We start from the raw sequence: 21,804 nt of genomic DNA on the forward strand, positions 1-21,804 counted from the left end.
GCCGAGGAAGGCCTCGCAAGGGCCCCGAAGTCAAGCCCCAATCGCGATCGTCGCGAAGCGGCGATGCCCGGCACCGGCTCGGTACAGGACGCAAGCCGACCACGCTGGAAGGCGACAGGTCGCGCGGCCAAAGGCGACCACCCTCGCACGGCAACGGGACACACGGCACCCGCCCACCCCGCTGGAACAGGCGCCAGCCCACGCAAGCCGACCCGCGCCCAAGCCAGACCCGCACCCAAGCCCCACCCGCCCCCTCACCCGTTGTCGCGCAACTTCAACCACCGCGAACTCAACGAGTCCCAAATCTCCTGGTACCGCTCGAACATCCCCCGAACCACCTCCACGTCCACCTGATCAGCCGGAGTGGACGCCACGTAATACGCAAGATCGTCCTCCAACCGGTGAAACCGGTAAGACGCGTCCTCCATCAACACCCACAACGACCGCCACGCGAAGAACGGCTCCAAAGCGGACACCACGGTCACCACCGCCACGAGCGCGAACGCGGTCCCCGTCCACGGGTCCAGGTTCTGCAGGCCCAGGATGATCGTCGACACCGCCGAAAGCACCAAAGTGGTCAGTCGGACAGTTACGGACTTCCACCTGAACCGCTGCTTGCGCGAGCGGGCGTACTCGTGCCCGCGCGTGATCTGTCCCTGCAGGTGCTGGGCGAGTTCCAACGGCTTCAAGCCGGACGGCAAGTCGGTCACGCGCCGCACAATAGTTTCCGGGTACGTTCCCCCGCGTGCAGTTCGATGGACCGAGAACCTTGCTGGCCGTCCACGCTCACCCCGACGACGAGTCGCGGTCGACCGGAGGAATCCTGGCCCACTACGCCCGCCAGGGCGTGCGGATCGTGCTCGTCACGTGTACCGGCGGAGAGCTGGGCGACATGCCCGGTGGCATCAAGCCCGGCGACGTGAACCACCACCCGCGGGCGGTGGCCGCCCGGAAGCGGGCCCAGCTCAACGCCGCGTGCGATGTGCTCGGCATCACAGACCTGGAACTGTTGGGGTACCACGACTCCGGCGAGACCGGAGAGGTGCCGCCCGGCGCGTTCTGCTCCATTCCCGTGGAGACCGCCGCCGGCCGGCTGGCCGCGCTCATCGAGCACTTCCGGCCGCAGGTGGTCGTCACGCACGACCACCACAACCCGCACCAGCACCGCGACCACGTGCACGCGGCACGGGTCGCACTCCACGCCGTCAAGGAGACCGGGATCCCGGCCAAGCTGTACCTCGAGGCCCACGACACGCTGGCGACCACCACGGTCGACACGTCCGCGGTCGCCGACCTGAAGCGGAAAGCTTTGCACTGCTATGAAAGTCAGTCGCTCATCGGGAAGCTGACGGCGCAGCAGCGGTTCGCGGCCGAGTCCTACATCCGGGCGTTCGACACGACCGGGGCCCCGCTGCCCGAGACCGACCTGTTCGCCGGCATCACGCATCACGGACCGGATCTGCCGCGGTGGTGAGGACGCTGCTGGTGGTGCTCGCGGACGACCTGGGCACCACCGCCGGAACGGTGGCACTCTACGCCGGAAAAGGCGTCAGAGTCGTTGTGCACAGCCGGAACGCGGCCGTCCGGGACCAGGCCGAGGAGCTCGGTGCGACAGCGGACGAGGCCGACCCCTACGACCTGATCATCCGCTACGAACCGCAGGTCGTCGTCTGCGACCACAACGGACCGCTCAGGGAGACCAAGGTGGCGGTGCACCGGACCGGCATCCCGGACAAGCTGTACCTGACGGCCACGAGCGGCGCGACGGTGATCGACGTGGGGGCGTCCGCCGTCCAGAAGCAGGAGACCTACTTCCGAGACCTGGACAGGACGAACGCCCCGCTGCCGGAGACAGACCTGTTCGCGGGCCTCTAGAGCGGCAGTGCGGACAGCAGGCCGTGCGCGAGCTCGGAAGCCTGCGCCAGCAGACCGGAAGCCTGGTGCACGAGACCGTTGACCATGTCCATGAGTCCAGCCACGGGAACCTCCCCGACAAGACCCGGCGGGCCAGTCCCACCGGGTGTTGCCGGGAATCAAAGCGCTACCACAACCAGGTCGCGCGCCCTGTCACCCCATTGAGCTAAATGGACAGTCTCAAGTGGACTAGCCGCGTCCCAGCGACGTGCAGGTCAGGCCCGCGCGGCGGATGACATCGGGGTCGAGGATGTTGCGGGTGTCCACGACCACGGGCTGACGCACGGTCTCGGCCAGGCGCGCCCAGTCGAGCGAGCGGAACTCCGGCCACTCGGTCAGCACCACGAGCGCGTCGACGTCCTTCGCCGCGACGTACGGATCGTCCACAACGGACACCGCGCCGAGGTCGGACCCACCGGTGAGCGCCGGGTCGTAGCCGACGAGCTCCGCGCCGGCCTGCTTCAGCAACGCCGCCACGGCCAACGCCGGCGAGTCGCGCAGGTCGTCCGTGCCCGCCTTGAACGTCAGGCCCAGCAGGCCCAGGCGGATGTGTGACAGCGAGCCGCCGCGCTTGCCGGTGACCGCCAGGCGGACCTTCTCGACCATCCGCTGGCGCTGGCGCTCGTTGGTGTCGATCGTGGCGCGCAGCAGGCGGAACTCGAAGTCCGCGGCGTCGGCGACCTGGAGCATCGCGTGCGTGTCCTTGGGCAGGCACGAGCCGCCCCAGCCGGGGCCGGGGTTGAGGAACGCCTGGCCGATGCGCTTGTCGTAGCCCATGCCCTCGGTGACGTCGGTGATGTTCGCACCGAGGCGCTCGCACAGTTCGGCGACGGCGTTGACGTACGAGAGCTTCATCGCGAGGAAGCAGTTGGCCGCGTACTTGACCATCTCGGCCGAGGCCGCGTCGGTCAGCACCGTCGGTGCGCCCAGGCGGGCGTACAGCGCGGCCACGCGCTCGGCCGCGTCCTGCTGGTCGCAGCCGACGACGATGCGGTCGGGGTTCAGGAAGTCGTGCACGGCCGAGCCCTCGCGCAGGAACTCGGGGTTCGACACGACGGCCACGTCGTCGCGGCGCAGCAGCTCGGCGGTGCGCAGCGAGGTGCCGACCGGCACGGTGGACTTGTTGACGATCACGCAACCGGACGGCAGCAGGTCGCGCGTCTCGTCCACAACGGACTCGACGGCCTGCAGGTCCGCGATGCCGCCGACACCCATCGGGGTGGGCACGCAGAGGAACACGACCTCGGCGTCCGACACGGCGGCGGACGCACCCAGCACGAACGACAGGCGACCGGAGGCCAGACCCTCGGCGACGAGCTCGGCGAGGCGCGGTTCGAGGATGTCGACCTCACCGCGCGACAGCCGCTCGACCTTGGAGGCGTCGACGTCCGCGCACACCACGCGGTGGCCCAGCGAGGCGAGGCAGGCACCGGTGGTCAGACCGACGTAGCCGGTGCCGACGACAGCGATCCTTCTGACGAACATCATTCTCCCGTTCGGGTCACGGCGAACGCGCGGAGCACGGCGTCGTCGCTCACGTCGATCATCTTGTTGCCCCACTGGTCGGTCCCGGCACCGAGCTCCGGCCTGCCGTCGGGGAACGGGCCGCGCGAGACGAAGCCGGTGAGCCCGTCGAACACCGCCACGTAGTTCTCGGCCTGCGGGCGCCAGTCGAGCACCGACTCGCACCGGCGCCGGCCCTCGAAGCCGAGGCGGGCACGGCGTTCCGCGTCGTCGAGCAGGTCGAGCAACGACGTCGTGAAGCCCTCGACGTCACCCGGTTCGACCAGCACGGCGCACTCGCCGGCCGACACCACGGTCTCCTGCAACCGGTACGTGACGACCGGCAGCGCGTAGGCCATGTACTCCATGGTCTTGTTCATAGTGGACACGTCGTTCAAAGGCGACAACGGATCCGGGCCCAGTCCGACCGACGAAGTCGACAGGTAACGGGTGATCTGTTCGGGCCCAACCCGTCCGGTGAACTCGACGTACGGGTCGAGCCCCCAGGCCGTGGCCTGCTTCTTCAGGTCCTCGAGGCAGTCGCCGAAGCCCAGCAGCGCGAACCGGACGTCGGTGCGGCCCCGGTCGAAAACAACTCTCCGTGCGACTTCGAGGACCCCGTCGACGCCGTCCTGCGGTCCCATGATTCCGAGATAGGCCACCAAGTGTTTGCCGCCGCGTCGGAGCTCGTCCACCGCCTCGACAGGCCGCATCACGGTGGTGTCGGGACCGGAGCGCACGACGGAGGTGTGCTCGGGCGGAACGCCGCCGCGCGTCCACGCGATCTTCTGGTACGAGGTGTTGGTCGACGTCACCCGGTTGGCCGTGCGGAACGTCCGGCGCTCCAGCCACTTCAGGATCCGGTACTGCATCTTGCCCGCGAACCCCTTGGGCTCGCCGAAGCGCGACAGGAACACCTCGGGGTTGAGGTCGTGGTGGTCGAAGACGAACTTCACGCCGCCGAGGCGCCACAGCAACGCCAGCGCCCAGTAGGTGTCCGGCGGGTTGCAGGCCTGCATGACGTCGAACCGCCTGCGCGCACGCACCTTCACGCTCAGCAACGCCGTGCGCACCCAGCAGTACAGGAACTCCCACGCATAGCCCAGCGCGCCTTCGGCCTGGGGCGGCGGAGCGTACTTGTAGATGTGCACTCCGTCGAGGAGTTGGTAGGCGGGATCACCCGGACCCTTGGGGCAGATCACCGAAACCTCGTACCCGGCGTTGGTCAGGGCACGGCATTCCAGCCACACCCGGCGGTCCAGCGGCACGGGGAGGTTCTGCACGATGATCAACACGTGCGGCGATGACGTCACGCTCTGGTTCTCGTTCCGGAGGGCAAAACGGTTACACATGCGCGGAATCTCGTAACGGAGGTTGCAAAACGCTCGATGTAGGCGCAGAGGCCCGAAAAGTGGGGAGCGGTTGTGGAGCGGTCACCTGTCGCGGTGGTCATCGTCACTTACCAGAGCGAACAGGTCATCGCCGGATGCCTGGACTCGTTGCCCGACGACGTGAGGGTGATCGTCGTCGACAACGCCTCGACCGACGGCACTGTGGCGGCCGCCACTCGCCCCGGCGTGGAAATTCTGCGCAGCCCGGTCAACGGCGGATACGCCGCCGGTGTGAATTTGGGCATCAAAGCGGCGGAAGGGCACGACGTCCTCATCCTGAACGCCGACATCCGGTTGCACCCAGGAGCCGTGGAATCACTGCGCGCTGCCGACAAACCGATCGTCGCACCGAAACTGGTGGACGAATCGGGCGCGCTCTCGTTCTCGCTGCGCCGCACACCCACCGCTGCCAAGGCACTCGTGGAAGCCCTCATGGGCGGCGGCCGGGCCGGGAGCATCGGCCTCGGCGAGACCGTCACCGACGCGAAGGCCTACCAGGGCGCCCACCACGCCGACTGGGCCACGGGCTGCGCGTGGCTGGTCAAGCGCGAGGTGATCGAGCGACACGGCCTTTTGGACGAACGGTACTTCCTCTATTCGGAGGAGACGGAGTACATGCTCCGGGCCGGCGGCGTCTGGTTCGAGCCGCGGGCGAAGGTCACGCACATCGGTGGCGAGGTCTCCACGAACGCCCGCCTGTGGTCGATGCTCACGTCGAACAAGGTCCGCCTGCACCGCGAGCTGCACGGCCGGTTCGCCGCCGCGCTCATGTGGGTCGCCATGGTCGTGAACGAAGGGCTTCGCGCGCGGTCGCCGAAGCACCGCACCGCGTTGAAGGGGCTGTTCAGCATGCGCCGCTGGCCGGAGGAAGTGGCCTCCGAGGGACCGAGCTACCTGTGCTTCTCCGCGCAGGACTGGTGGTACCACAACCGCGCCCACTCGGACTTCCAGCTGCTGCGCCGCGTCGCCAAGCACCGCAAGGTGTTGCTGGTCAACAGCATCGGCCTGCGGATGCCCTCGCCGGGCAAGAGCACGCAGTTCCTGCGCCGGATCCTGCGCAAGGCGGGCAGCGTCGCGAAGCTCGTGCGCCGTCCGATCGAGGACACCCCGAACTTCTACGTGATGACGCCCGCTCCCCTGCCGTTCTACGGCAAGCCGTGGCTGCGCAAGCTCAACTCGGTCCTGGTCCGCACGCAGGTCAAGGCCGTGTGCCTCTTCCTGCGGATGGGCACGCCGATCGTCGTGGCCACGATTCCCACCGCGTGGGACGTCGTGAAGCCCATGAAGACCAAGGGCCTGATCTTCAACCGCTCCGACCGGCACTCCGCGTTCCCCGAGGCCGACCAGGGCACGATCGCGGCGCTGGAGAACCAGCTGCTGTCCAATTCGGACACCGTGCTCTACGTGAGCCGCGCCCTCCAGGAGGAGGAGTCGAGGCTCACGGGCACCCGCGCCCACTTCCTCGACCACGGCGTGGACGTCGACCACTTCACCCGCCGCACCGAGCTGCCCGCGGACATCGCGAGCATCCCCGGCCCGCGCATCGGGTTCTTCGGCAGCCTCGACGACTACCTCGTGGACTTCGACCTGATCGAGAAGGTCGCGCAGGAGTTCCCCGAGGCGAGCGTCGTGCTGATCGGCGACGCGACCTGCTCGATGGAGCGCTACGCCAAGTACCCGAACGTGCACTGGCTGGACTTCCGCTCCTACGACCAGATCCCCGGCTACGGCAGCGGCTTCGACGTGGCGCTGATGCCGTGGCTCGACAACGACTGGATCAAGCACGCCAACCCGATCAAGATGAAGGAGTACCTGGCCCTGGGCCTGGCCGTCGTCTCGACGGACTTCCCCGAGGTCGAGCGGTACGGCGACGTCATCCGGATCGCCCAGGGCGAGGCCGACTTCATCGACCAGATCCGGCTCACGCTCAAGGACGGCGGCCTGAAGACGCCGGCCGAGCGCCGCGCGGCCGTGCTCACCGCCTCGTGGGACTCCCGTGCCCGCGAGCTCATGCAGATCGCGGAGGACCGCTGATCATGTGCGGCATCGCAGGAATCAGACGGTTCGACGGCGCTCCCGTCTCCCCCGAGCTCCTCGCCGAGATGGCGAAGCGGCTGCACCACCGCGGTCCCGACGACAGCGGCTTCTGGTCCGACGGCCCGATCGGCTTCGCGCACACCCGGCTGTCGATCATCGACCTGGCCGGGTCGCCGCAGCCGATGGCCGGCGCGTCCGGCACGACCACCATCGCGTTCAACGGCGAGATCCTGAACTACCGGCAGCTGCGCGAGGAGCTCAGCTACCCGTTCCGGACCAACGGCGACACCGAGGTCCTGCTGGCGCTGTACGAACAGCACGGCCCCAAGGCGGTCGAGAAGCTGCGCGGCCAGTTCGCGTACGCGATCCACGACGCGCACACCGGCGAGACGCACCTCTTCCGCGACCGCCTGGGCATCCTGCCGCTGTACTTCTACGCCGACGCGCAGCAGTTCGCGTTCGCGTCCGAGATCAAGGCGCTGCTGCCGGCGATCGGCGCGGCCGAGGTCGACCACGAGTCGCTGCACGACTACCTGGCGCACCGGTCCGTCCCGGCGCCGCACACGCTGGTGCGGGGCGTGCGGAAGGTGCCGCAGGGCCACCACCTGGTCGTCACGGCCCAGGGCGAGGTGCGCACCGAGCCGTACTGGGAGCTGCCGCGCGAGTCGGAGATCCTCCAGGTCTCGCCCGAGGAGGCGGTGCGGCTCGTCGACGAGGCCCTCACGGCCTCCGTGCGCGACGCTCTGGTCGCGGACGTGCCGGTCGGCGCCTACCTGTCCGGCGGCGTGGACTCGTCGCTCATCACGGCTCTGGTGGCCCGCGAACGGGACGGCGCCGAGCTGCACACGTTCTCCGCGGGCTTCGGCGACCCCAGGGTCGACGAGATCCACCACGCCGAGAAGGTCGCGAAGCTCGTCGGCAGCAAGCACCACAACGTGATCGTGACGGCCGACGACTTCCGCGACAGCTGGGCCAAGCTCTCCTGGCACCGCGACGCGCCGCTGTCCGAACCGGCCGACGTGGCCGTGTTCCGGTTGGCCGAGCTGGCCCGCAAGGACGTGAAGGTCGTGCTGTCCGGCGAGGGCAGCGACGAGCTCTTCGGCGGCTACCCCAAGTACCGCTTCGCCCAGGCGACCCGTCTCGCCGGGTTCGCGCCCTCCGCGGCCCTGAAGCGCCTGGAGAAGGCACTCCCGGCGTCCAAGGCACGGCTGGGCATCGCGCTGCGGGCCATCGCCGAACCGAGCTACGCCGAACGGATGCGCGGCTGGTTCGCGCCGTTCACGGTGGCCGAACGGGCAGAGCTGCTCGGCGGCCCGGCGACGAGGTCCGTCCTCGCCCCGTACGAGAACGGCCGCGGCGACGCCTTGCGGCGCATGCTCTACGCCGACTCGCACACCTGGCTCGCCGACAACCTCCTCGAACGCGGCGACCGCATGTCGATGGCCGCGTCCCTCGAGCTCCGCCCGCCGTTCCTCGACCACCGGGTCGCGGAGCTCGCGTTCTCGCTGCCCAGCAGCGTGAAGGTGCGCGGCGGCACGACCAAGTGGGTCGTGAAGGAGGTGGCGCGCCAGCACCTGCCGGCCGACATCGTCGACCGGCCGAAGTCCGGCTTCAAGGTGCCGCTCGACGCCTGGTTCCGCGACGGGTTGCGGGACATGGCGTACGACCTGCTGACCGGGCCCACGTCGTTCGTGGGCAAGACCTTCGACCGGGCCGCGGTGCGGTCACTGCTCGACGACCACAGTTCCGGTGACCGCAACGAGCAGCCGCGCATCTGGACGCTGCTGTCGCTCGAAGTCTGGCACCAGACGCTCAGCTGGTAGGACGGTCCATGAACAGGGATTTCACCACCGGCGCGGGCGGGTGACGCGATGTACGTCGCCTCCTCCCGCCCGTCCAAGACCGACTTCCGCAAGCGGTTGCCGGGCACCGTGTTCGCGCTCGGCACGGTCAGCCTGCTGACCGACATCTCCGCCGAGATGATCACCGCGTTCCTGCCGGTGTACCTGCTGTTCACGCTGAACCTGGGGTACGCGCAGTTCGGCCTGCTGGACGGCATCTACACCGGCGCGACGGCCGTGCTGCGGCTCGTCGGCGGCGGCGTCTCGGACAAGTTCCGCAAGCCCAAGGCCGTCGCGGCCGCGGGCTACGGCCTGTCGGCCGTCACCAAGGTGTTCTTCCCGCTGGTCGGCGCCTCACCGTTCGGCATCGGCGCGCTGATGGCCGCCGACCGGGCGGGCAAGGGCATCCGGACCGCGCCGCGCGACGCGATGATCTCGCTTGCCACGCCGGAGGACCGGCTCGGCGCGGCGTTCGGCGTGCACCGCAGCATGGACACGTTCGGCGCACTGCTGGGCCCGCTCATCACGTTCGCGCTGCTCATGCAGATCGGCACGGTGCCGGGGCCGATCTTCGCGGTGTCGGCGGCGTTCGCGGTCATCGGCCTGATCGTGCTGATCGCGTTCGTGCGGGACACGCCGACCGACAAGAAGCCGAAGGGGCCGCGGCCGTCGTTCCGGGCGGGGCTGAACCTGCTGACGGACCGCCAGTTCCGCCGCACGACCCTCTCCGCCGGAATGCTGGGTCTCGCGACGGTGTCGGACGCGTTCGTCTACGTGCTGGTGCAGAAGGCCACGAACATCTCGCTCGGCTTCCTGCCGCTGCTGCCGCTCGGCACGGCGCTGGTGTTCCTCGCCGCGGCCACGCCTCTCGGCCGCCTGTCGGACAAGGTCGGGCGCTGGCGGATGTTCCTCGCCGGCCACGCGCTGCTGCTGGGCGTGTACGCGCTGCTGTTCATCCCCGAGGGTGGGATGGGGGTCGCGATCGCGGCGCTACTGCTGCACGGGCTGTTCTACGCGGCGACGGACGGCGTGCTGTCGGCCAAGGTGAGCGAGTCGGCGCCGGAGTCGTTGCGGGCGTCGGGGCTGTCGGTCGTGCAGACCGGCCAGGCGCTGGGGCGTCTCGTTTCGTCCGTCGCCTTTGGACTGCTGCTGCAGTTCTCGAGCTTCAGCCTGAGCATCACGGTGGCGCTGGCCGCGCTCACCGTGACCCTCATCGTGGCTTACGGGATCAACCGCGAGACGCCAGCTTCTGCTTGATCTTCTCGAAGCCGCCCTTGCCGAGCACCTTCATGGCCGCGTTCTTCGCGGCCACGCGGCCCGAGTCGCGCACGAACCGGATCGGCTGATCCAACAGCCGGTCCTGGGCGACGGCGAGCGTCCCGGGCTCCGGCACGTCGTCCAGCGACGCGCCGAAGGAGGCCTTGAACGGCTCCGGCGACACGAGACGGCCGCGTGTGCGGTTCGACACGTTGCCGCCGTGCACGACCTGCAGCCAGCCGGGCGCGCCGCCCAGCTCGACGACCGGGAAGTGCAGGTGCATGTGGTTGTGCCAGTGCGCCCAGCACGTCACCGGCTCGTCCCAGCTCTCGCGGACGCTCACGAACGCGTTGTGCCGGTCGACCCGGTGGTACAGCCCTCCTGGGGACTTGATCAGGCCGTTGACCAGGTAGTACGCCGCGGTCGTGGTCGGCCGGGGTGCCGCGCAGAGGCGTTCCACGAAGTCGACCGCGAGGCCGTCGTCGTTGTCCAGGTTGGTCGTGATGAGCTCGGAACCGGTCTTGGAGAAAAGGGACCGGATGTCCGACCTCAGTTCTTCCCGCGAGACTTCCGCACGGTAAACGGGCGTGTACGCGTCACCGTGTGAGGCGATTTTGTCCTTGAGCCATTGCGGTGATTCGGGGTCGAAATAGATGATCCAACGCGTCCGTTTGTCCGTTTGGGCCACGACCGATGGCAGGCAGTAGCGCTCGAACAGCGCAACGCGTTCGGTCAGCCATCCTTCCTTTGCCCGGACGTAACTTTCGGCGCCCTTCGAAGGCAGGTTGAAGCGCGTCAGGATGACGTGGTCGGCCATGACTCCCCTTACTCCGGTCATCGCGTACATCGTGCGACGGGCCCAAAACGTTGCGGGGCTAACGAATGCTCACGGGAACCGATAGTGAGGTTGTGCCAACGCTTCCCACAGTGGACGTCGTGATCCCCTGTTACAACTACGCCCACTTCCTACCGGCCTGCGTCCGCAGCGTCCTCGACCAGCCGGGCGTGGACGTGCGGGTGCTGGTGATCGACGACACGTCCTCGGACAACACCCCTGAGGTGATGGCCGAGCTGATGGCCGCCGACAAGCGCGTCGAGGGCTACCGGCACGAGGTGAACAAGGGGCACATCGCCACCTACAACGAGGGCCTGCTGGACTGGGCGACCGCCGACTACACGGTGCTGCTGTCCGCGGACGACCTGCTGGCACCGGGAGCGTTGCAGCGCGCCGCCGCGGTCTTCGAGCAGAACCCCGACGTGGGCATGGTCTACGGACGCGTCGTGTACTACAGCGACCACGACGCGTTGCCGCGCGTGACCGAGGTGCCGGTGACGTCGAAGGTCTGGCGCGGCGAGGAGTGGATCGAGAACCGCTTCCGCAGCAGCCGCAACGTGATCTCCTCGCCGGAGGTCGTGGTGCGCACGAAGGTCCAGCAGAAGGTCGGCGGCTACCGGTCCGACCTCCCCCACGCGGGTGATCTGGAGATGTGGCTGCGGATCGCCGCCGTGTCCGACATCGGGTACGTGTCGGGCAAGCCGGGCGCGTACTACCGGGTGCACGAGAACTCGATGATGCGCACGACGTTCAAGTCCGTGTTCGCCGACCTGGAGCAGCGGCGGGACGTGTTCGACCTCGTGCTGGAGCAGAACCCCGGGCTGCCGGCGCGGCTGAAGTCGCTGGCGCACAAGGCGATCGCGGGCGACGCTCTGTGGCGGGCCGTGCGGCTGCACGACCGGGACCAGCTCGACGGCACCGAGAAGGAGCTGCTCGACTTCGCGCACGAGACGTACCCCGCGCTGGAGGAGCTGCCCGAGTACCGCGCGCTGCTGCGTCGCCAGAAGTTCAGCCCCCGTTTTCTGAGCCGCACGCAACTCTTCCTCGCCCCGCACGCCTACAAGAGGGCGAAGCTGTGGGTCGGGACGCAGAAGTGGAAGTGGCGGGGCGAGTGGTGACGACGGAGCAGGACACCGGTCAGCTAGAAGGTCGTGTCTCCTCGGCGATCCGCTGGAGCGCCGTCAACTCGCTCCTGCAGCGCCTCGCCGCCGTCGGCATCAGCATCCTGCTCGCGCGCCTCATCGCGCCCGAGCAGTTCGGCGTGTTCGCGGTCGCCCTGGTGGTCCTCAACATCGTCCTGAGCGTCTCCGAGCTCGGCGTCAGCGCCGCCCTGGTCCGCCACAACGGTCCGATCGACGAGATGGCACCGACCGTCACGACGCTGTCGCTGGCCTCCGGCGGGTTCCTGGCGCTGATCTGCGTCGTGGGCGCGCCGTGGTTCTCGGGCGCCATGGACGCCCCCGAGGCGACCGGCGTCATCCAGCTCATGTCGGTCGCCCTCGTCATCGCCGGCGCGACCGCGGTGCCGGGCGCGATGATGCAGCGCAACTTCCGCCAGGACCACAAGTTCTACGCCGACACGGCGGCGTTCGTCTGCGGTACCGCGGTCGCCGTCGTGCTCGCGGTCATGGGCTTCGGCGCGTGGAGCCTCGCGTGGCAGCGGATCGCGCAGAACCTGTCCGCCGCCGTCATCATGTTCTGGCTCACCAAGGACCGGTTCCGCCCCGGCTGGAACGCCGCCCAGGCCAGGGAGCTGCTGGCGTTCGGCCTGCCGCTCGCCGGGTCGAGCCTGCTGATCTTCGGCGTGATGAACGTCGACTACATCGTCGTCGGCGCGGTCCTCGGGACCGTGCCGCTCGGCTTCTACCTGCTGGCGTTCAACCTCGCGAGCTGGCCGGTGGCGGCGTTCTCCGCGCCGGTGCGCAGCGTGTCGCTCGCCGCGTTCTCGAAGGTGCGGGAGGACCCCGAGCAGTTCCAACGGGCGTTCGGCCGCGCGCTGGGGCTGCTCGCGCTCGTCACCATTCCCGCCTGCGTGCTGCTGGCGGCGCTGGCCGATCCGCTGATCCGCGTCGTCTACGGCGAGCGGTGGGCTCCCGCGGCGGCCGCGCTGGCCCTGCTCGTGCTGCTCGGGGCCGTGCGGGTCGCGCTGGAGCTCGGGTACGACTTCCTCGCGTCGGCGGGGCGGTCGCGAGCGATCCTCGTGATCCACCTGGTGTGGCTGGGCGCGCTGGTGCCGTTGCTCGCGCTGGGCGCGCACCTCGACGGCATCCGCGGTGTCGCGGCGGCGCACGTCGTCGTCGCGGTGCTGGTCATCACGCCGGCGTACCTCGTCACGTTCAAGCCGTACGGCATCCGGGCCGGGGCGCTCGGGGCGAGGCTGCTGCGGCCGTTCCTCGGCGGGGTGCTGATGGTCGCCGTGGTGCTGGCGGTGCGGCAGGTGATCGACAGCGAGCTGCTGCAGATCCTCGTCGGCGGCACGCTGTCGTGCCTCGCCTACGCGCTCGTGGTCTTCCCCATGCGACACGAAATCATTGCGGTGCTGAAGAAGAGGGCGGTCGCGTGAGACGACTGAGGCAGGTCACGAAGATCGTCCGCGAGCAGGGCGCCAAGCAGCTCGGCGTCCGGCTGCTGACGGCCGCGACCCGCAGGCTCGGCGCCGAGGGCGACGAGCTGCCCGTGCGCCTGGAGGACGTGCGCAGGGCCGACGTGGAGCAGCGCAAGCCCGTGGTGATCCCGCCGATCCCGCAGGACGGCAGGCTCACGATCAACTGGGTCACCACTCCCCCTTCCGCGGGATCCGGCGGCCACACCACCATGTTCCGGCTCATCCGGCACCTGGAGTCGATCGGTCACGACTGCCGGCTCTACCTGTACGACACGTTCGGCAACACCGTCGCCGACCTCGAACCCGGGATCAGGGCGGCGTTCCCGTTCTTCCGCGGCTCGATCCACGACGTGACGGACGGCATGGCCGACGCCCACGCGGTCTTCGCGACGGCGTGGATCACCGCCTACCCGGCGTTCAACGACCCGTGCGCGGGCAAGAGGTTCTACCTCGTGCAGGACTACGAGCCGTGGTTCTACCCGCAGGGCGGCCTCTACGCGCTGGCGGAGAACACCTACCGGATGGGCATGCACGGCTTCACCGCCGGCCGGTTCCTCGCCGACAAGGTCCGCGACGAGCACGGCATGCCGGCCGACCACTTCGACTTCGGCTGCGACGCCGACCGCTACAAGCTCGGCGACGAGAAGCGGGACGGCATCGTCTTCTACGCGCGCCGCAAGGCACCGCGCCGCGCGTTCGAGCTCGGCGTGCTCGCGCTGGAGGTCTTCGCGCAGCGGCACCCGGACCTCAAGATCCACGTCTACGGCGAGAAGATCGGCGACCTCGGGCCGCAGTTCGTCGACCACGGCCTGGTCACCCCCGACGACCTGAACGCCATCTACAACCGCTGTTTCGCCGGGTTGTCGCTGTCGATGACCAACGTCTCCCTCGTGCCGCACGAGATGCTGGCGGCCGGGTGCATCCCCGTGGTGAACGACGCGCACTTCAACCGCGTAGTCCTGGACAACGACCACGTCCGGTACGCGACACCCACCCCGCACTCACTGGCGCGTGCGCTGTCCGAAGTGGTCACATCGCCGGACTTCGACGCGGTCGCCCGGGCGGCCGCGTCCAGTGTGGAGGGACGATCCTGGGATGCGGCAGGTCATGAGCTCGAGAAGGTGCTCCGCCGCGAACTCGCTACATGACGGGAGACGGAGAGGTGGCGTCGGAGATCAGCACGCGCGCGTCCACCGAGCCGTCGGCGGGCACGACGTGAACGGCGGGCAGCCTCGCGTCCTTGGGCACCGCGGCGAACGCGAGCTCGTCCGGCGTGAGCCAGGTCGCCTGGTCGTCGACGCCGGCCGTGCCGGGCAGCCGCTTCTCCGTGTTGGTCGCGAGGTCGAGCACCGCGAGGTCCCACGGCCCGAGGCGGCCGATGCGCTTCTTGTACGCGACCTTCGTGCCGTCCGGCGAGAGCGACGGGCATTCCGCGTCACGGCGCAACGACGTCACAGCCTTGGTCACCAGGTCGCCCTTCACCAACCAGGTGAAGCCGCCGCTCGCGAGCGTGGCGTAGAACGTCCTGTCGTCCGAGGCCACGGTCAGACCCCAGTAATTCGCGTCACTGGCTGTGAGCGGAGCACCCTCCACAGTGGCGGAGAAATGCTCGATCGACTCAACGGTCTCACCCGTTCGCACGTCGAAGAATCCGGTGCGGGTGGAAAAACCGCCCGGAACGGAGTACGAGTCGCCGGTGACGAAACTGGTCCACGACACCAGGTTCCCGGAGTGCGAGACCTTCGCGCGGCTCGGGATGCCCGGCAGCGGAATCGTCTTGAACGGCTTCCCGTCGCGGCTCACCTCGGCCGCGTAGGTCGGGCCGGGACCGGCCAGCTTGAGGCAGACGCTCGTGCCGCCGGCGGCGTAAAAGCGCTGGCAGACCAGCTCCGTCGGGGTTCGGGTGCCGCTGTCGGCGAGTTTCTCGACCCGGTTCTGACCACCCGCGAGATCGACGAACAGCAGATCGCCGGTCTTGGCCTGGGACACCTTCTCGGCGCCCGCCGGCTGTTTCGCGTCGGTGGCCGCCGTGACGACGTAAGCCGTTGTTCCGCCGATGACCACGAGAATGGCCGCGACGGTCACGGTCAGTCGTCCTGCGCGCATGCTGCCTCCTGGATTCCCTTCCTTCATCGCTCGTCAGCTACGGCCTGTAACAGTTGGCAGCTCACCCCGATTTTCAAAGCAGGCGATACCCTACGAACATTGCGTTCGCAAGACCGAGCCGCGGATCGGGGTTTTTGATGGACTTCTGGGGAACCGTACGAGTGCTGCGGCGGCGGTGGTACATCGCCCTGCCCGCAGTGCTGCTCACGGGCATCCTCGCGCTGTACGTCTACGCCACGGTGCCCACCCGGTACGAGTCGAGCGGCGTGCTGGTCCTCACCTCCCCCGCCGCCGGCGGCCGGTACACGGCGAACACCAAGCCCGAGGACGTCGTCAAGGTCAACCCGCTGCTGCAGTTCGACGGCAGCCTCACCACCACCGCGCAGATCCTCACGCAGATCCTCGGCGACCCGAAGACCGCGGAAGAGCTGGCGGGCAAGGGTTCCACGGCCGTCTACACCGCGAACACCGGCCCCGTCGGCGGCCCGCTGCTGTTCGTCACGACGGAGGCCGACTCGGCCGAGTCCGCGGAAGGCCTCGTCGGCAAGGTGCTCGAGAAGACCGTCGCGGAGCTCGCGGCGCAGCAGAAGGCGTTGAGCGCGCCCGAGCAGACGTTCATCACCGCGCAGATCCTGGTGAAGCCGACGACGGCGTCGGCCAAGATCGGCGGCAAGGTCCGGTACGTCGGCGCGGCGACCGTGGTGTTGCTGCTGCTGACGCTCGCCTCCACGTTCGCCGCCGACTCGATCATGACCAGGGCCAAGCGGCGCAAGGAGGGCAAGGACAAGGACGCCGCGAAGGACCCGGCACCGTCCGAGAAGGACACGACGCCCGCGCCCGTGCCCCCGGTGCGCCCGCAGTCCAACGGCAACGGCGGCCCGCCCCAGCCGCAGCGCCCCACCCCGCAGGGCGTGCCGAACGCGCACCAGAAGACCGTCATCATCGCCGCACCCAAACCTGACCCGGCATGGCCGACGAAAGACGACTGATCGCCCAACGTGCCGACGGCGCCACTCTGCTGATCTTCTACATGGTGGCGCTGCTGGTCGTCCCGGCCCGGTTCACGATCGCGTTCGTCCCGATCACGCTCCCCCCGGCGTTGTTCGTGGCGATGTGCCTCGCCGTGGTGTGGTTCGCCGCCCACCTCGTCGACCACCTCGGCATGGCCAAGGGCCGCAACGCCGTCCGCACGATCCTCGCGATCTACGTGGTTCTGCACCTCACGACGTACGCCCTGGCGACGCGCCGCTACCTGCCGATCGACGAGCTGTCGGTCTCGGACTCGGCGCTGATCAGGATCGTGTCGATGTCCGCGCTCGCCGTCTTCATCTGCGACGGCGTCCGCAACGGCGACCGCCTGAGTCGCGCGCTGCGGGTGATGGTGGCGTGCCTGACGGTCAGCGCGTTCGTCGGCCTGTTCCAGTTCGGCCTGGGCCTCGACCTCGCGTCGTACATCTCGCTGCCGGGCCTGCGCGTGCAGGACAACGGCTACTCGGCACTCGAGTCCCGTTCGATCTTCTTCCGCCCGGCCGGCACCGTGAACCACCCGATCGAGTTCGGTCTGGTCTGCGTGCTGGGCGTCCCGTTCGCCGCGCACTTCGTCTTCCAGGCCAAGGACCGCGGCGAACCCGTGGGCCGCTGGTGGACCGCGCTGTCGCTGCTGGCCCTGATGTCGATCCTGTCGCTGTCGCGCACCGCGATCCTCGGCCTCGTGGTGACCGGCATCGTAATGGCGATCCTGCTCCCCCGCGAACGCGGCCTGCCCCTGCTCGGCATCGGCGCGGTGTTCCTCGGCGGCGCGTCCGTCGTCGTACCGGGCCTGTTCGGCACCGTGACGTCGATGTTCTCGAACATCGAGGACGACCCGTCGTTCCAGGGCCGCACCAAGGACTACGACGGCGCGTGGCTGGAGATCGCCAAACACCCGTGGCTGGGCCGCGGCTTCGGCACGTTCCTGCCGTCGAAGTACACGATCCTCGACAACCAGTACCTGCTGACGATGATCGAGAACGGCTACCTGGGCCTGATCGCGTTCGTGCTGCTGTTCCTGGGCGGCATCTTCGCCGCACTGCGGGCTCGCGCGCTGTCCCGCGACTCCGGGGTGCGCGGGATCGCGATGTGTCTGGTGGCGTCGTTGCTGACGTCCGCGTTGGGGGCGGCGACGTTCGACGAGCTGGCGTTCAGCGTGGCTACCGGGATGACGTTCATGCTGATCGGGGTGTCGGGGGCGTTGCTGCGGATCGCCAGACAGGAGGCCGCTGAGCGGAAGGCGGCCGCGGTCAGTCCAGCCAGCTGAGCAGGCTGCGCCAGGCGAGGGCGGAGAACGCGAGGACGGCGCCGCTCGCGTTCTTCGAGTCGCGGACGAGGGCGTCGTGGGCGAGCGAGACCTCGACACAGCTGCTGTCCCCGGTACCACCGCTGTAGCTGCTCTTACGCCAGGTCCGTTCGATGGTCATGAGGGTCCTCCCGCAGTCCGCTGACGTACGCCGCCAGCATGCTCCGAGATTGTTCCTCATCCAGCGCGACCGCATCCAACCGCGAGATCAGCTTCCTGGTCGACGTGACGGCCGAGGTGTCCTGCGCGAACACCTTGGCGAGGTCGGACTCCGTGTAGGCCAGCGGTGACGCCTTGCCGAACTCGAACAGCGTGATCATCGACTTGAGTGCGAGACCGACCGCGGTCGCCGGGATGATCCGCACGATGTGAGCGTTGAAGAGCAGCCGCAGGTACTGGTCCTCCATGATCTTGGCGCCGCCGATCCGCATCCGCAGCGCCAGTTCGTGCACGTAGAAAACGCATTCGGGGCGGTACGGCCGCCGCCAGATCGCCTGCCGCTCCATGCGCAGCGCGACGAACCCGGCGATGTCGTCCAGCGACTCGTGGCCGGTCTCCAGGAACATCGCGCGGGCGTAGGCCTCCGTCTGCAACAGCCCCGGGATGGCCAGGACCTCGTAAACGCACATCTTCGTGGCCATCGCCTCGACCATGGCGAGCGTGCGCAGATTCGTTGGCACCTGGGCGAAGTAGAGGTCGAAGGCGTGGCGGTACCGGCTGGTGAACTCCTGCAGGTAGTCCAGGTCCTTGCCGCAGGTCGCGAAGTACTGGGCGAGGTCGATCTCCGTCGCGCGCGCCTTACCCGTCTCGATGTTCGACACCTTGCTCGGGTCCCACCCCAACTGGGCGGCCATCGCACGGCCGCCGAAACTGGTGCAGGTCTCGCGGATCCTGCGCAGCTCGTCGCCCAGGTCGCGGCTGTACGCGGTCGATGTGATCACGGTCATGCTCCCCGACCGTAACCGTTGAAGGAACTCCATTGAACGGCTCGTACGGGTGAAAACGGATCACCGCCAGAACGGCAGGCAGACCCAGTACGCCGCGGCCACCACCGACACGATCTGGAACAGCACCGTCGCGGGCACCCGCGTGATCACCCGCGACGGCCGGCGCCGCGACATCGCCTCGAGCCTGTCGCGCAGCCGCAACCGGATGCGCGGCGACGGGACGTCCGCGGACCACTCCGACTCCAGCGCGGTCTCGATCTCGGCGATGCGGTTGCTCGCGACCTGGCGGACGGCGCGGATGCGCCACAGCATCGCCATCCAGCCGAGGGTCAGCGCCAGGCCGAACGCCGCGAACAACACCACCATGCCGACCGGCAGGCGCGGCACGCTCGCCGACGCCGCCGAGAACGCGATCAGCGCGCCGTTGAGCGTGATCAGCAGTCCGCCGGTGCGGAAGTAGACCTGGTCCTCGTGGAAGTAGTGCAGCGACAGCAGCTTGTACTCCTCGATCAGCCAGTTCTCCTCGCGTTCGGTCAGCATGGCGACCAGCTCCCGTTCAGGCCCCGTCACCTGTCTGTCGCCCCGCGCCGCCACCCCGCTACGGCGAAATTCACTGTCGGCGCACACCGACCGGGTGATACACAGCGCCGGTGCACAAGCCCCTCAGCTTTCCGGACCTGCTCCGCCTGATCGACGAGCGCACCAAGGCGTTCATCGCGGCGGTGGACGACCTCGACGCTCCTGTGCCGACCTGCCCCGGCTGGACGGTCTTCGACCTCGTGCAGCACCTGGGCGACGGCCGCCGCAAGTGGGCGGAGATCGTGGCCGCGGGCCCGTCCGACACTCCCCCGGACCGCACGCCGGTCGAGGCGCCGCGCGAAGGCCTGGCGGAGTGGATGACCGAGTCCACCCGGCTGTTGATCGCCGCACTCGAAGCGGCAGGCCCGGACCAGGGGTGCTGGAACTGGTGGGGCGACTCGCAGTCGCCGCCCACGGTCGCGACGGCCGCACGTCGCCAGCTGCACGAGATCGCCGCCCACACCTACGACGCGCAGGTCGCGGCCGGCAAGCCCGAGCCCATCCCGGCGGAGATCGCGGTGGACGGTGTGGACGAGTTCCTGCTGACCTGCTTCTCGACGTCCAGCCCGTGGCCGCACGAGCCCGCCGTCGTCGACTACCGCCTAGACGAGGGCGGGTCGTGGCGGATCTCGATGTCCGCGAACGGTGCGCGGGTCGTCGAGGCCGGCGACGACGTGGCTGACGCGTCAGCCGAAGGGGCGGCGCACGACTTCCTGATGGTGTTCTACGGGCGGGGGTCGCTGGAGCCGTTGAAGATCGACGGCAACGCGGAGGTGCTCGACCAGCTGGGGGCCTGGGTGCCGTCCTGAGTCAGTGGTACGTGACGGTCGAGCGGCGGTGCACCAGGCCCAGCCGCTCGGCCGTGGCCGCGCTGTCGACGCCGACCATGCCCACCGTGTTCTTCGGGTCAGAGGCGCACAACATCGCGACGACGTCCTCCGCCACCGCGGCCGGGTCGCGGCCGGCGACGTCGATGCCGTGCCGGAACGTCACCGACGGTTCGTCCCACGACGCGTCGGCCGGGTACCGGAAGTCCAGGACGGCGGCGTCGTGGACGTCCCGTGCGCTGTGGCAGTGGCCGGGTCCGCAGTCCCAGCGGCCGAGGATCGAGGGATCGGCCCTCAGCCTTTGCTCGACCAGCCGGGCCACCGTGCGGGCGGGCCACTCCCAGGAGCGGTCCGCCTCCGCCAGCGCCACCTCCGCGTCGTACTCCTCGGCGTCGAAGCGGTACTCGCCCGGCAGCCGACCGCTGTGGTTGGTCCACCGCCAGTCCTTCCACACGACCTCCGCGTCCTCCCGCACGATCGTGACGTACAGGTCGGTGCCGTCGTGATCGTGGAGGAGCACCTCGCGCGGCTCGTCGGTGGCCAGCAGGCGGCCGCCGTCGACGGTCCACTCCGGCCATCCGGAGAAACCTCCCCCGAACAACGCCACGCAGATCGGCACGTGGTCGAGAAGGATCCTGGCCTCCACACCACCGGTGGGGTCCGGCGCGTGCGTCGCGATCCGCACCGCGAACCGCTTCGACGGCACGCGCAGGCCCGGGGTCTCGCGGAGCACCCACGCCGCGCGGCCGTCGTGCGCGGCCTGGGTCTCCAGCACGCCGCTCCAGCGCGACAACACGCTCCTGATCTCGCTCAGGAGATCGTGGCGAAGGTCGCGCACGACCACGGCCGCGTGTCCGGACACCAGTTCCTCCGCCAGGGAGCAGAGCAGCACGGCACGGTCCACTGTGGCCGGTCGAGTCGAGGCGAGCGCCACCCACCGCCTCAACGCCGTCGTGTCGTGCGGGTAGTAGCCGAACTCCGACGACAGGAAGTTGTGGCACATGGCGTGCAGACGTTTGCCCATGCGGTCCCACGACTCGTCGTCCACGTGCGCGTCGTCGAGCAGTTGCACGCGCAAGTCGTGTTTGCCCGCCCTTTCGCGCACATATCTCATGTACCGCGACGAGTTCCGGCAGGCCCAGTGGCAGACGTCCGGGTCGGGGTGCCCGCGCAGGGCTTCGCCGACCTCACCGCGGACGCTCGGCACGCGGTCGGCGACCCAGATGGCGTCGGTCTGCGCGCCGGGGATCGCCAGCAACGCGCGCACAACTTGGGGCGCGGCGAACTCGTGCCGTCCGAGCGCTCTGAGGAGCGGGATGTCCTTCTCGCGGGCCTGACCGGTCAGGAGCGCGAGTCCGATGAGGACCGCGCGCTGGTTCTCGCTCGTGAGCAACTGCCTGGCGGCGTTCGTCAGGCGCGGCGAGGGCTCCGGGGCCAGGTCGCGCAGCACGGCTCGCACGTCGTAGTCGTAGAACGCGAGCTCCGTGCACCTGTCGTGCAGGGTGTCGGCGGAGGTCGCCGTGTCGGTGGTGAAGTCCCGCAGAAGTGCGGTCAACGCCTGACGGCGTTCTTCGGACCCCGTCTCGAGGAGGTCCGGCCATTCGCGCCTCACCGGGCGGGGTGGAAC

20 protein-coding genes are annotated in these 21,804 nt (G+C 69.1%); 11 read left to right on the forward strand and 9 right to left on the reverse strand.

Features of this window, described 5'->3' with window-relative positions; translation table 11 throughout:
* Positions 1-254: 254 nt before the first annotated feature.
* Positions 255-710 (reverse strand): DUF4231 domain-containing protein, encoded by a 456-nt coding sequence (locus tag ABZX02_RS05275; protein ID WP_355295028.1) that lies wholly within the window; start codon positions 708-710, stop codon positions 255-257.
* Positions 711-745: 35 nt separating this feature from the next.
* On the opposite strand from ABZX02_RS05275, the gene ABZX02_RS05280 reads away from it, so the two are divergent.
* Both ABZX02_RS05280 and ABZX02_RS05285 read left to right on the forward strand, forming a co-directional pair.
* On the forward strand, positions 746-1,474 hold the full coding sequence (locus ABZX02_RS05280; protein ID WP_355295029.1) for a PIG-L deacetylase family protein: 729 nt from the start codon (positions 746-748) through the stop codon (positions 1,472-1,474).
* Positions 1,471-1,875, forward strand: a complete 405-nt coding sequence (locus ABZX02_RS05285; RefSeq protein ID WP_355295031.1) for a hypothetical protein — start codon at positions 1,471-1,473, stop codon at positions 1,873-1,875. The genes ABZX02_RS05280 and ABZX02_RS05285 overlap by 4 nt, the downstream gene beginning before the upstream one ends.
* A 228-nt stretch (positions 1,876-2,103) precedes the next feature.
* On the opposite strand, the gene ABZX02_RS05290 is transcribed toward ABZX02_RS05285, so the two are convergent.
* Positions 2,104-3,399, reverse strand: coding sequence for a UDP-glucose/GDP-mannose dehydrogenase family protein (locus ABZX02_RS05290; RefSeq protein ID WP_355295033.1), 1,296 nt, complete (start codon positions 3,397-3,399; stop codon positions 2,104-2,106).
* Positions 3,399-4,730, reverse strand: coding sequence for a glycosyltransferase family 4 protein (locus ABZX02_RS05295; protein WP_355295035.1), 1,332 nt, complete (start codon positions 4,728-4,730; stop codon positions 3,399-3,401). The genes ABZX02_RS05290 and ABZX02_RS05295 overlap by 1 nt, the downstream gene beginning before the upstream one ends.
* 132 nt (positions 4,731-4,862) lie before the next feature.
* On the opposite strand from ABZX02_RS05295, the gene ABZX02_RS05300 reads away from it, so the two are divergent.
* The 3 genes from ABZX02_RS05300 to ABZX02_RS05310 are packed head-to-tail and all read left to right on the forward strand — an operon-like array spanning position 4,863 to position 9,943.
* Positions 4,863-6,842, forward strand: coding sequence for a glycosyltransferase (locus ABZX02_RS05300; protein ID WP_355295036.1), 1,980 nt, complete (start codon positions 4,863-4,865; stop codon positions 6,840-6,842).
* 2 nt (positions 6,843-6,844) lie between these two features.
* Positions 6,845-8,668, forward strand: a complete 1,824-nt coding sequence (gene asnB, locus ABZX02_RS05305) for an asparagine synthase (glutamine-hydrolyzing) (RefSeq protein WP_355295038.1) — start codon at positions 6,845-6,847, stop codon at positions 8,666-8,668.
* Positions 8,669-8,716: 48 nt separating this feature from the next.
* On the forward strand, positions 8,717-9,943 hold the full coding sequence (locus tag ABZX02_RS05310; RefSeq protein WP_355295040.1) for an MFS transporter: 1,227 nt from the start codon (positions 8,717-8,719) through the stop codon (positions 9,941-9,943).
* On the opposite strand, the gene ABZX02_RS05315 is transcribed toward ABZX02_RS05310, so the two are convergent.
* The gene (locus ABZX02_RS05315; protein WP_355295042.1) at positions 9,915-10,760 is read right to left on the reverse strand and encodes a glycosyltransferase; all 846 of its coding nucleotides are present in this window, start codon (positions 10,758-10,760) and stop codon (positions 9,915-9,917) included. The genes ABZX02_RS05310 and ABZX02_RS05315 overlap by 29 nt on opposite strands.
* A 110-nt stretch (positions 10,761-10,870) precedes the next feature.
* On the opposite strand from ABZX02_RS05315, the gene ABZX02_RS05320 reads away from it, so the two are divergent.
* From ABZX02_RS05320 to ABZX02_RS05330, 3 genes are read left to right on the forward strand one after another with little or no spacing between them, the layout of a single operon-like run.
* Complete coding sequence (locus ABZX02_RS05320; protein ID WP_355295044.1) at positions 10,871-11,896, forward strand: glycosyltransferase; 1,026 nt, start codon at positions 10,871-10,873, stop codon at positions 11,894-11,896.
* Positions 11,893-13,341 (forward strand): lipopolysaccharide biosynthesis protein, encoded by a 1,449-nt coding sequence (locus tag ABZX02_RS05325; RefSeq protein WP_355295046.1) that lies wholly within the window; start codon positions 11,893-11,895, stop codon positions 13,339-13,341. The genes ABZX02_RS05320 and ABZX02_RS05325 overlap by 4 nt, the downstream gene beginning before the upstream one ends.
* A complete protein-coding gene (locus tag ABZX02_RS05330) occupies positions 13,338-14,531 on the forward strand; it encodes a glycosyltransferase family 1 protein (protein ID WP_355295047.1) in 1,194 nt (397 codons plus the stop codon). Before ABZX02_RS05325 ends, ABZX02_RS05330 begins: the two co-directional genes overlap by 4 nt.
* Here ABZX02_RS05330 and ABZX02_RS05335 read toward each other — a convergent pair.
* On the reverse strand, positions 14,524-15,489 hold the full coding sequence (locus ABZX02_RS05335; protein WP_355295049.1) for a hypothetical protein: 966 nt from the start codon (positions 15,487-15,489) through the stop codon (positions 14,524-14,526). The two genes, ABZX02_RS05330 and ABZX02_RS05335, sit on opposite strands and share 8 nt — an antisense overlap.
* Before the next feature lie 137 nt (positions 15,490-15,626).
* Here ABZX02_RS05335 and ABZX02_RS05340 point away from each other — a divergent pair, with 137 nt between their 5' ends.
* Positions 15,627-16,478: a hypothetical protein gene (locus tag ABZX02_RS05340; protein ID WP_355295051.1), complete on the forward strand. Its 852-nt coding sequence runs from the start codon at positions 15,627-15,629 to the stop codon at positions 16,476-16,478.
* Positions 16,457-17,785: an O-antigen ligase family protein gene (locus ABZX02_RS05345; RefSeq protein ID WP_355295053.1), complete on the forward strand. Its 1,329-nt coding sequence runs from the start codon at positions 16,457-16,459 to the stop codon at positions 17,783-17,785. The genes ABZX02_RS05340 and ABZX02_RS05345 overlap by 22 nt, the downstream gene beginning before the upstream one ends.
* On the opposite strand, the gene ABZX02_RS05350 is transcribed toward ABZX02_RS05345, so the two are convergent.
* The 3 genes from ABZX02_RS05350 to ABZX02_RS05360 are packed head-to-tail and all read right to left on the reverse strand — an operon-like array spanning position 17,769 to position 19,341.
* Positions 17,769-17,945, reverse strand: coding sequence for a DUF397 domain-containing protein (locus tag ABZX02_RS05350; RefSeq protein ID WP_355295055.1), 177 nt, complete (start codon positions 17,943-17,945; stop codon positions 17,769-17,771). The genes ABZX02_RS05345 and ABZX02_RS05350 overlap by 17 nt on opposite strands.
* The gene (locus ABZX02_RS05355; RefSeq protein WP_355295057.1) at positions 17,920-18,771 is read right to left on the reverse strand and encodes a helix-turn-helix transcriptional regulator; all 852 of its coding nucleotides are present in this window, start codon (positions 18,769-18,771) and stop codon (positions 17,920-17,922) included. Before ABZX02_RS05355 ends, ABZX02_RS05350 begins: the two co-directional genes overlap by 26 nt.
* 60 nt (positions 18,772-18,831) lie before the next feature.
* Complete coding sequence (locus ABZX02_RS05360; RefSeq protein ID WP_355295059.1) at positions 18,832-19,341, reverse strand: hypothetical protein; 510 nt, start codon at positions 19,339-19,341, stop codon at positions 18,832-18,834.
* An 80-nt stretch (positions 19,342-19,421) separates the two neighbouring features.
* Between ABZX02_RS05360 and ABZX02_RS05365 the strand changes: the two genes are divergently transcribed.
* Positions 19,422-20,159: a maleylpyruvate isomerase family mycothiol-dependent enzyme gene (locus ABZX02_RS05365; RefSeq protein ID WP_355295061.1), complete on the forward strand. Its 738-nt coding sequence runs from the start codon at positions 19,422-19,424 to the stop codon at positions 20,157-20,159.
* A 1-nt stretch (position 20,160) separates the two neighbouring features.
* On the opposite strand, the gene ABZX02_RS05370 is transcribed toward ABZX02_RS05365, so the two are convergent.
* Positions 20,161-21,789: a hypothetical protein gene (locus tag ABZX02_RS05370; protein ID WP_355295063.1), complete on the reverse strand. Its 1,629-nt coding sequence runs from the start codon at positions 21,787-21,789 to the stop codon at positions 20,161-20,163.
* Positions 21,790-21,804 lie beyond the last annotated feature (15 nt).

Source organism: Lentzea sp. NPDC003310 (assembly GCF_040610935.1).
GTDB lineage: Bacteria > Actinomycetota > Actinomycetes > Mycobacteriales > Pseudonocardiaceae > Lentzea.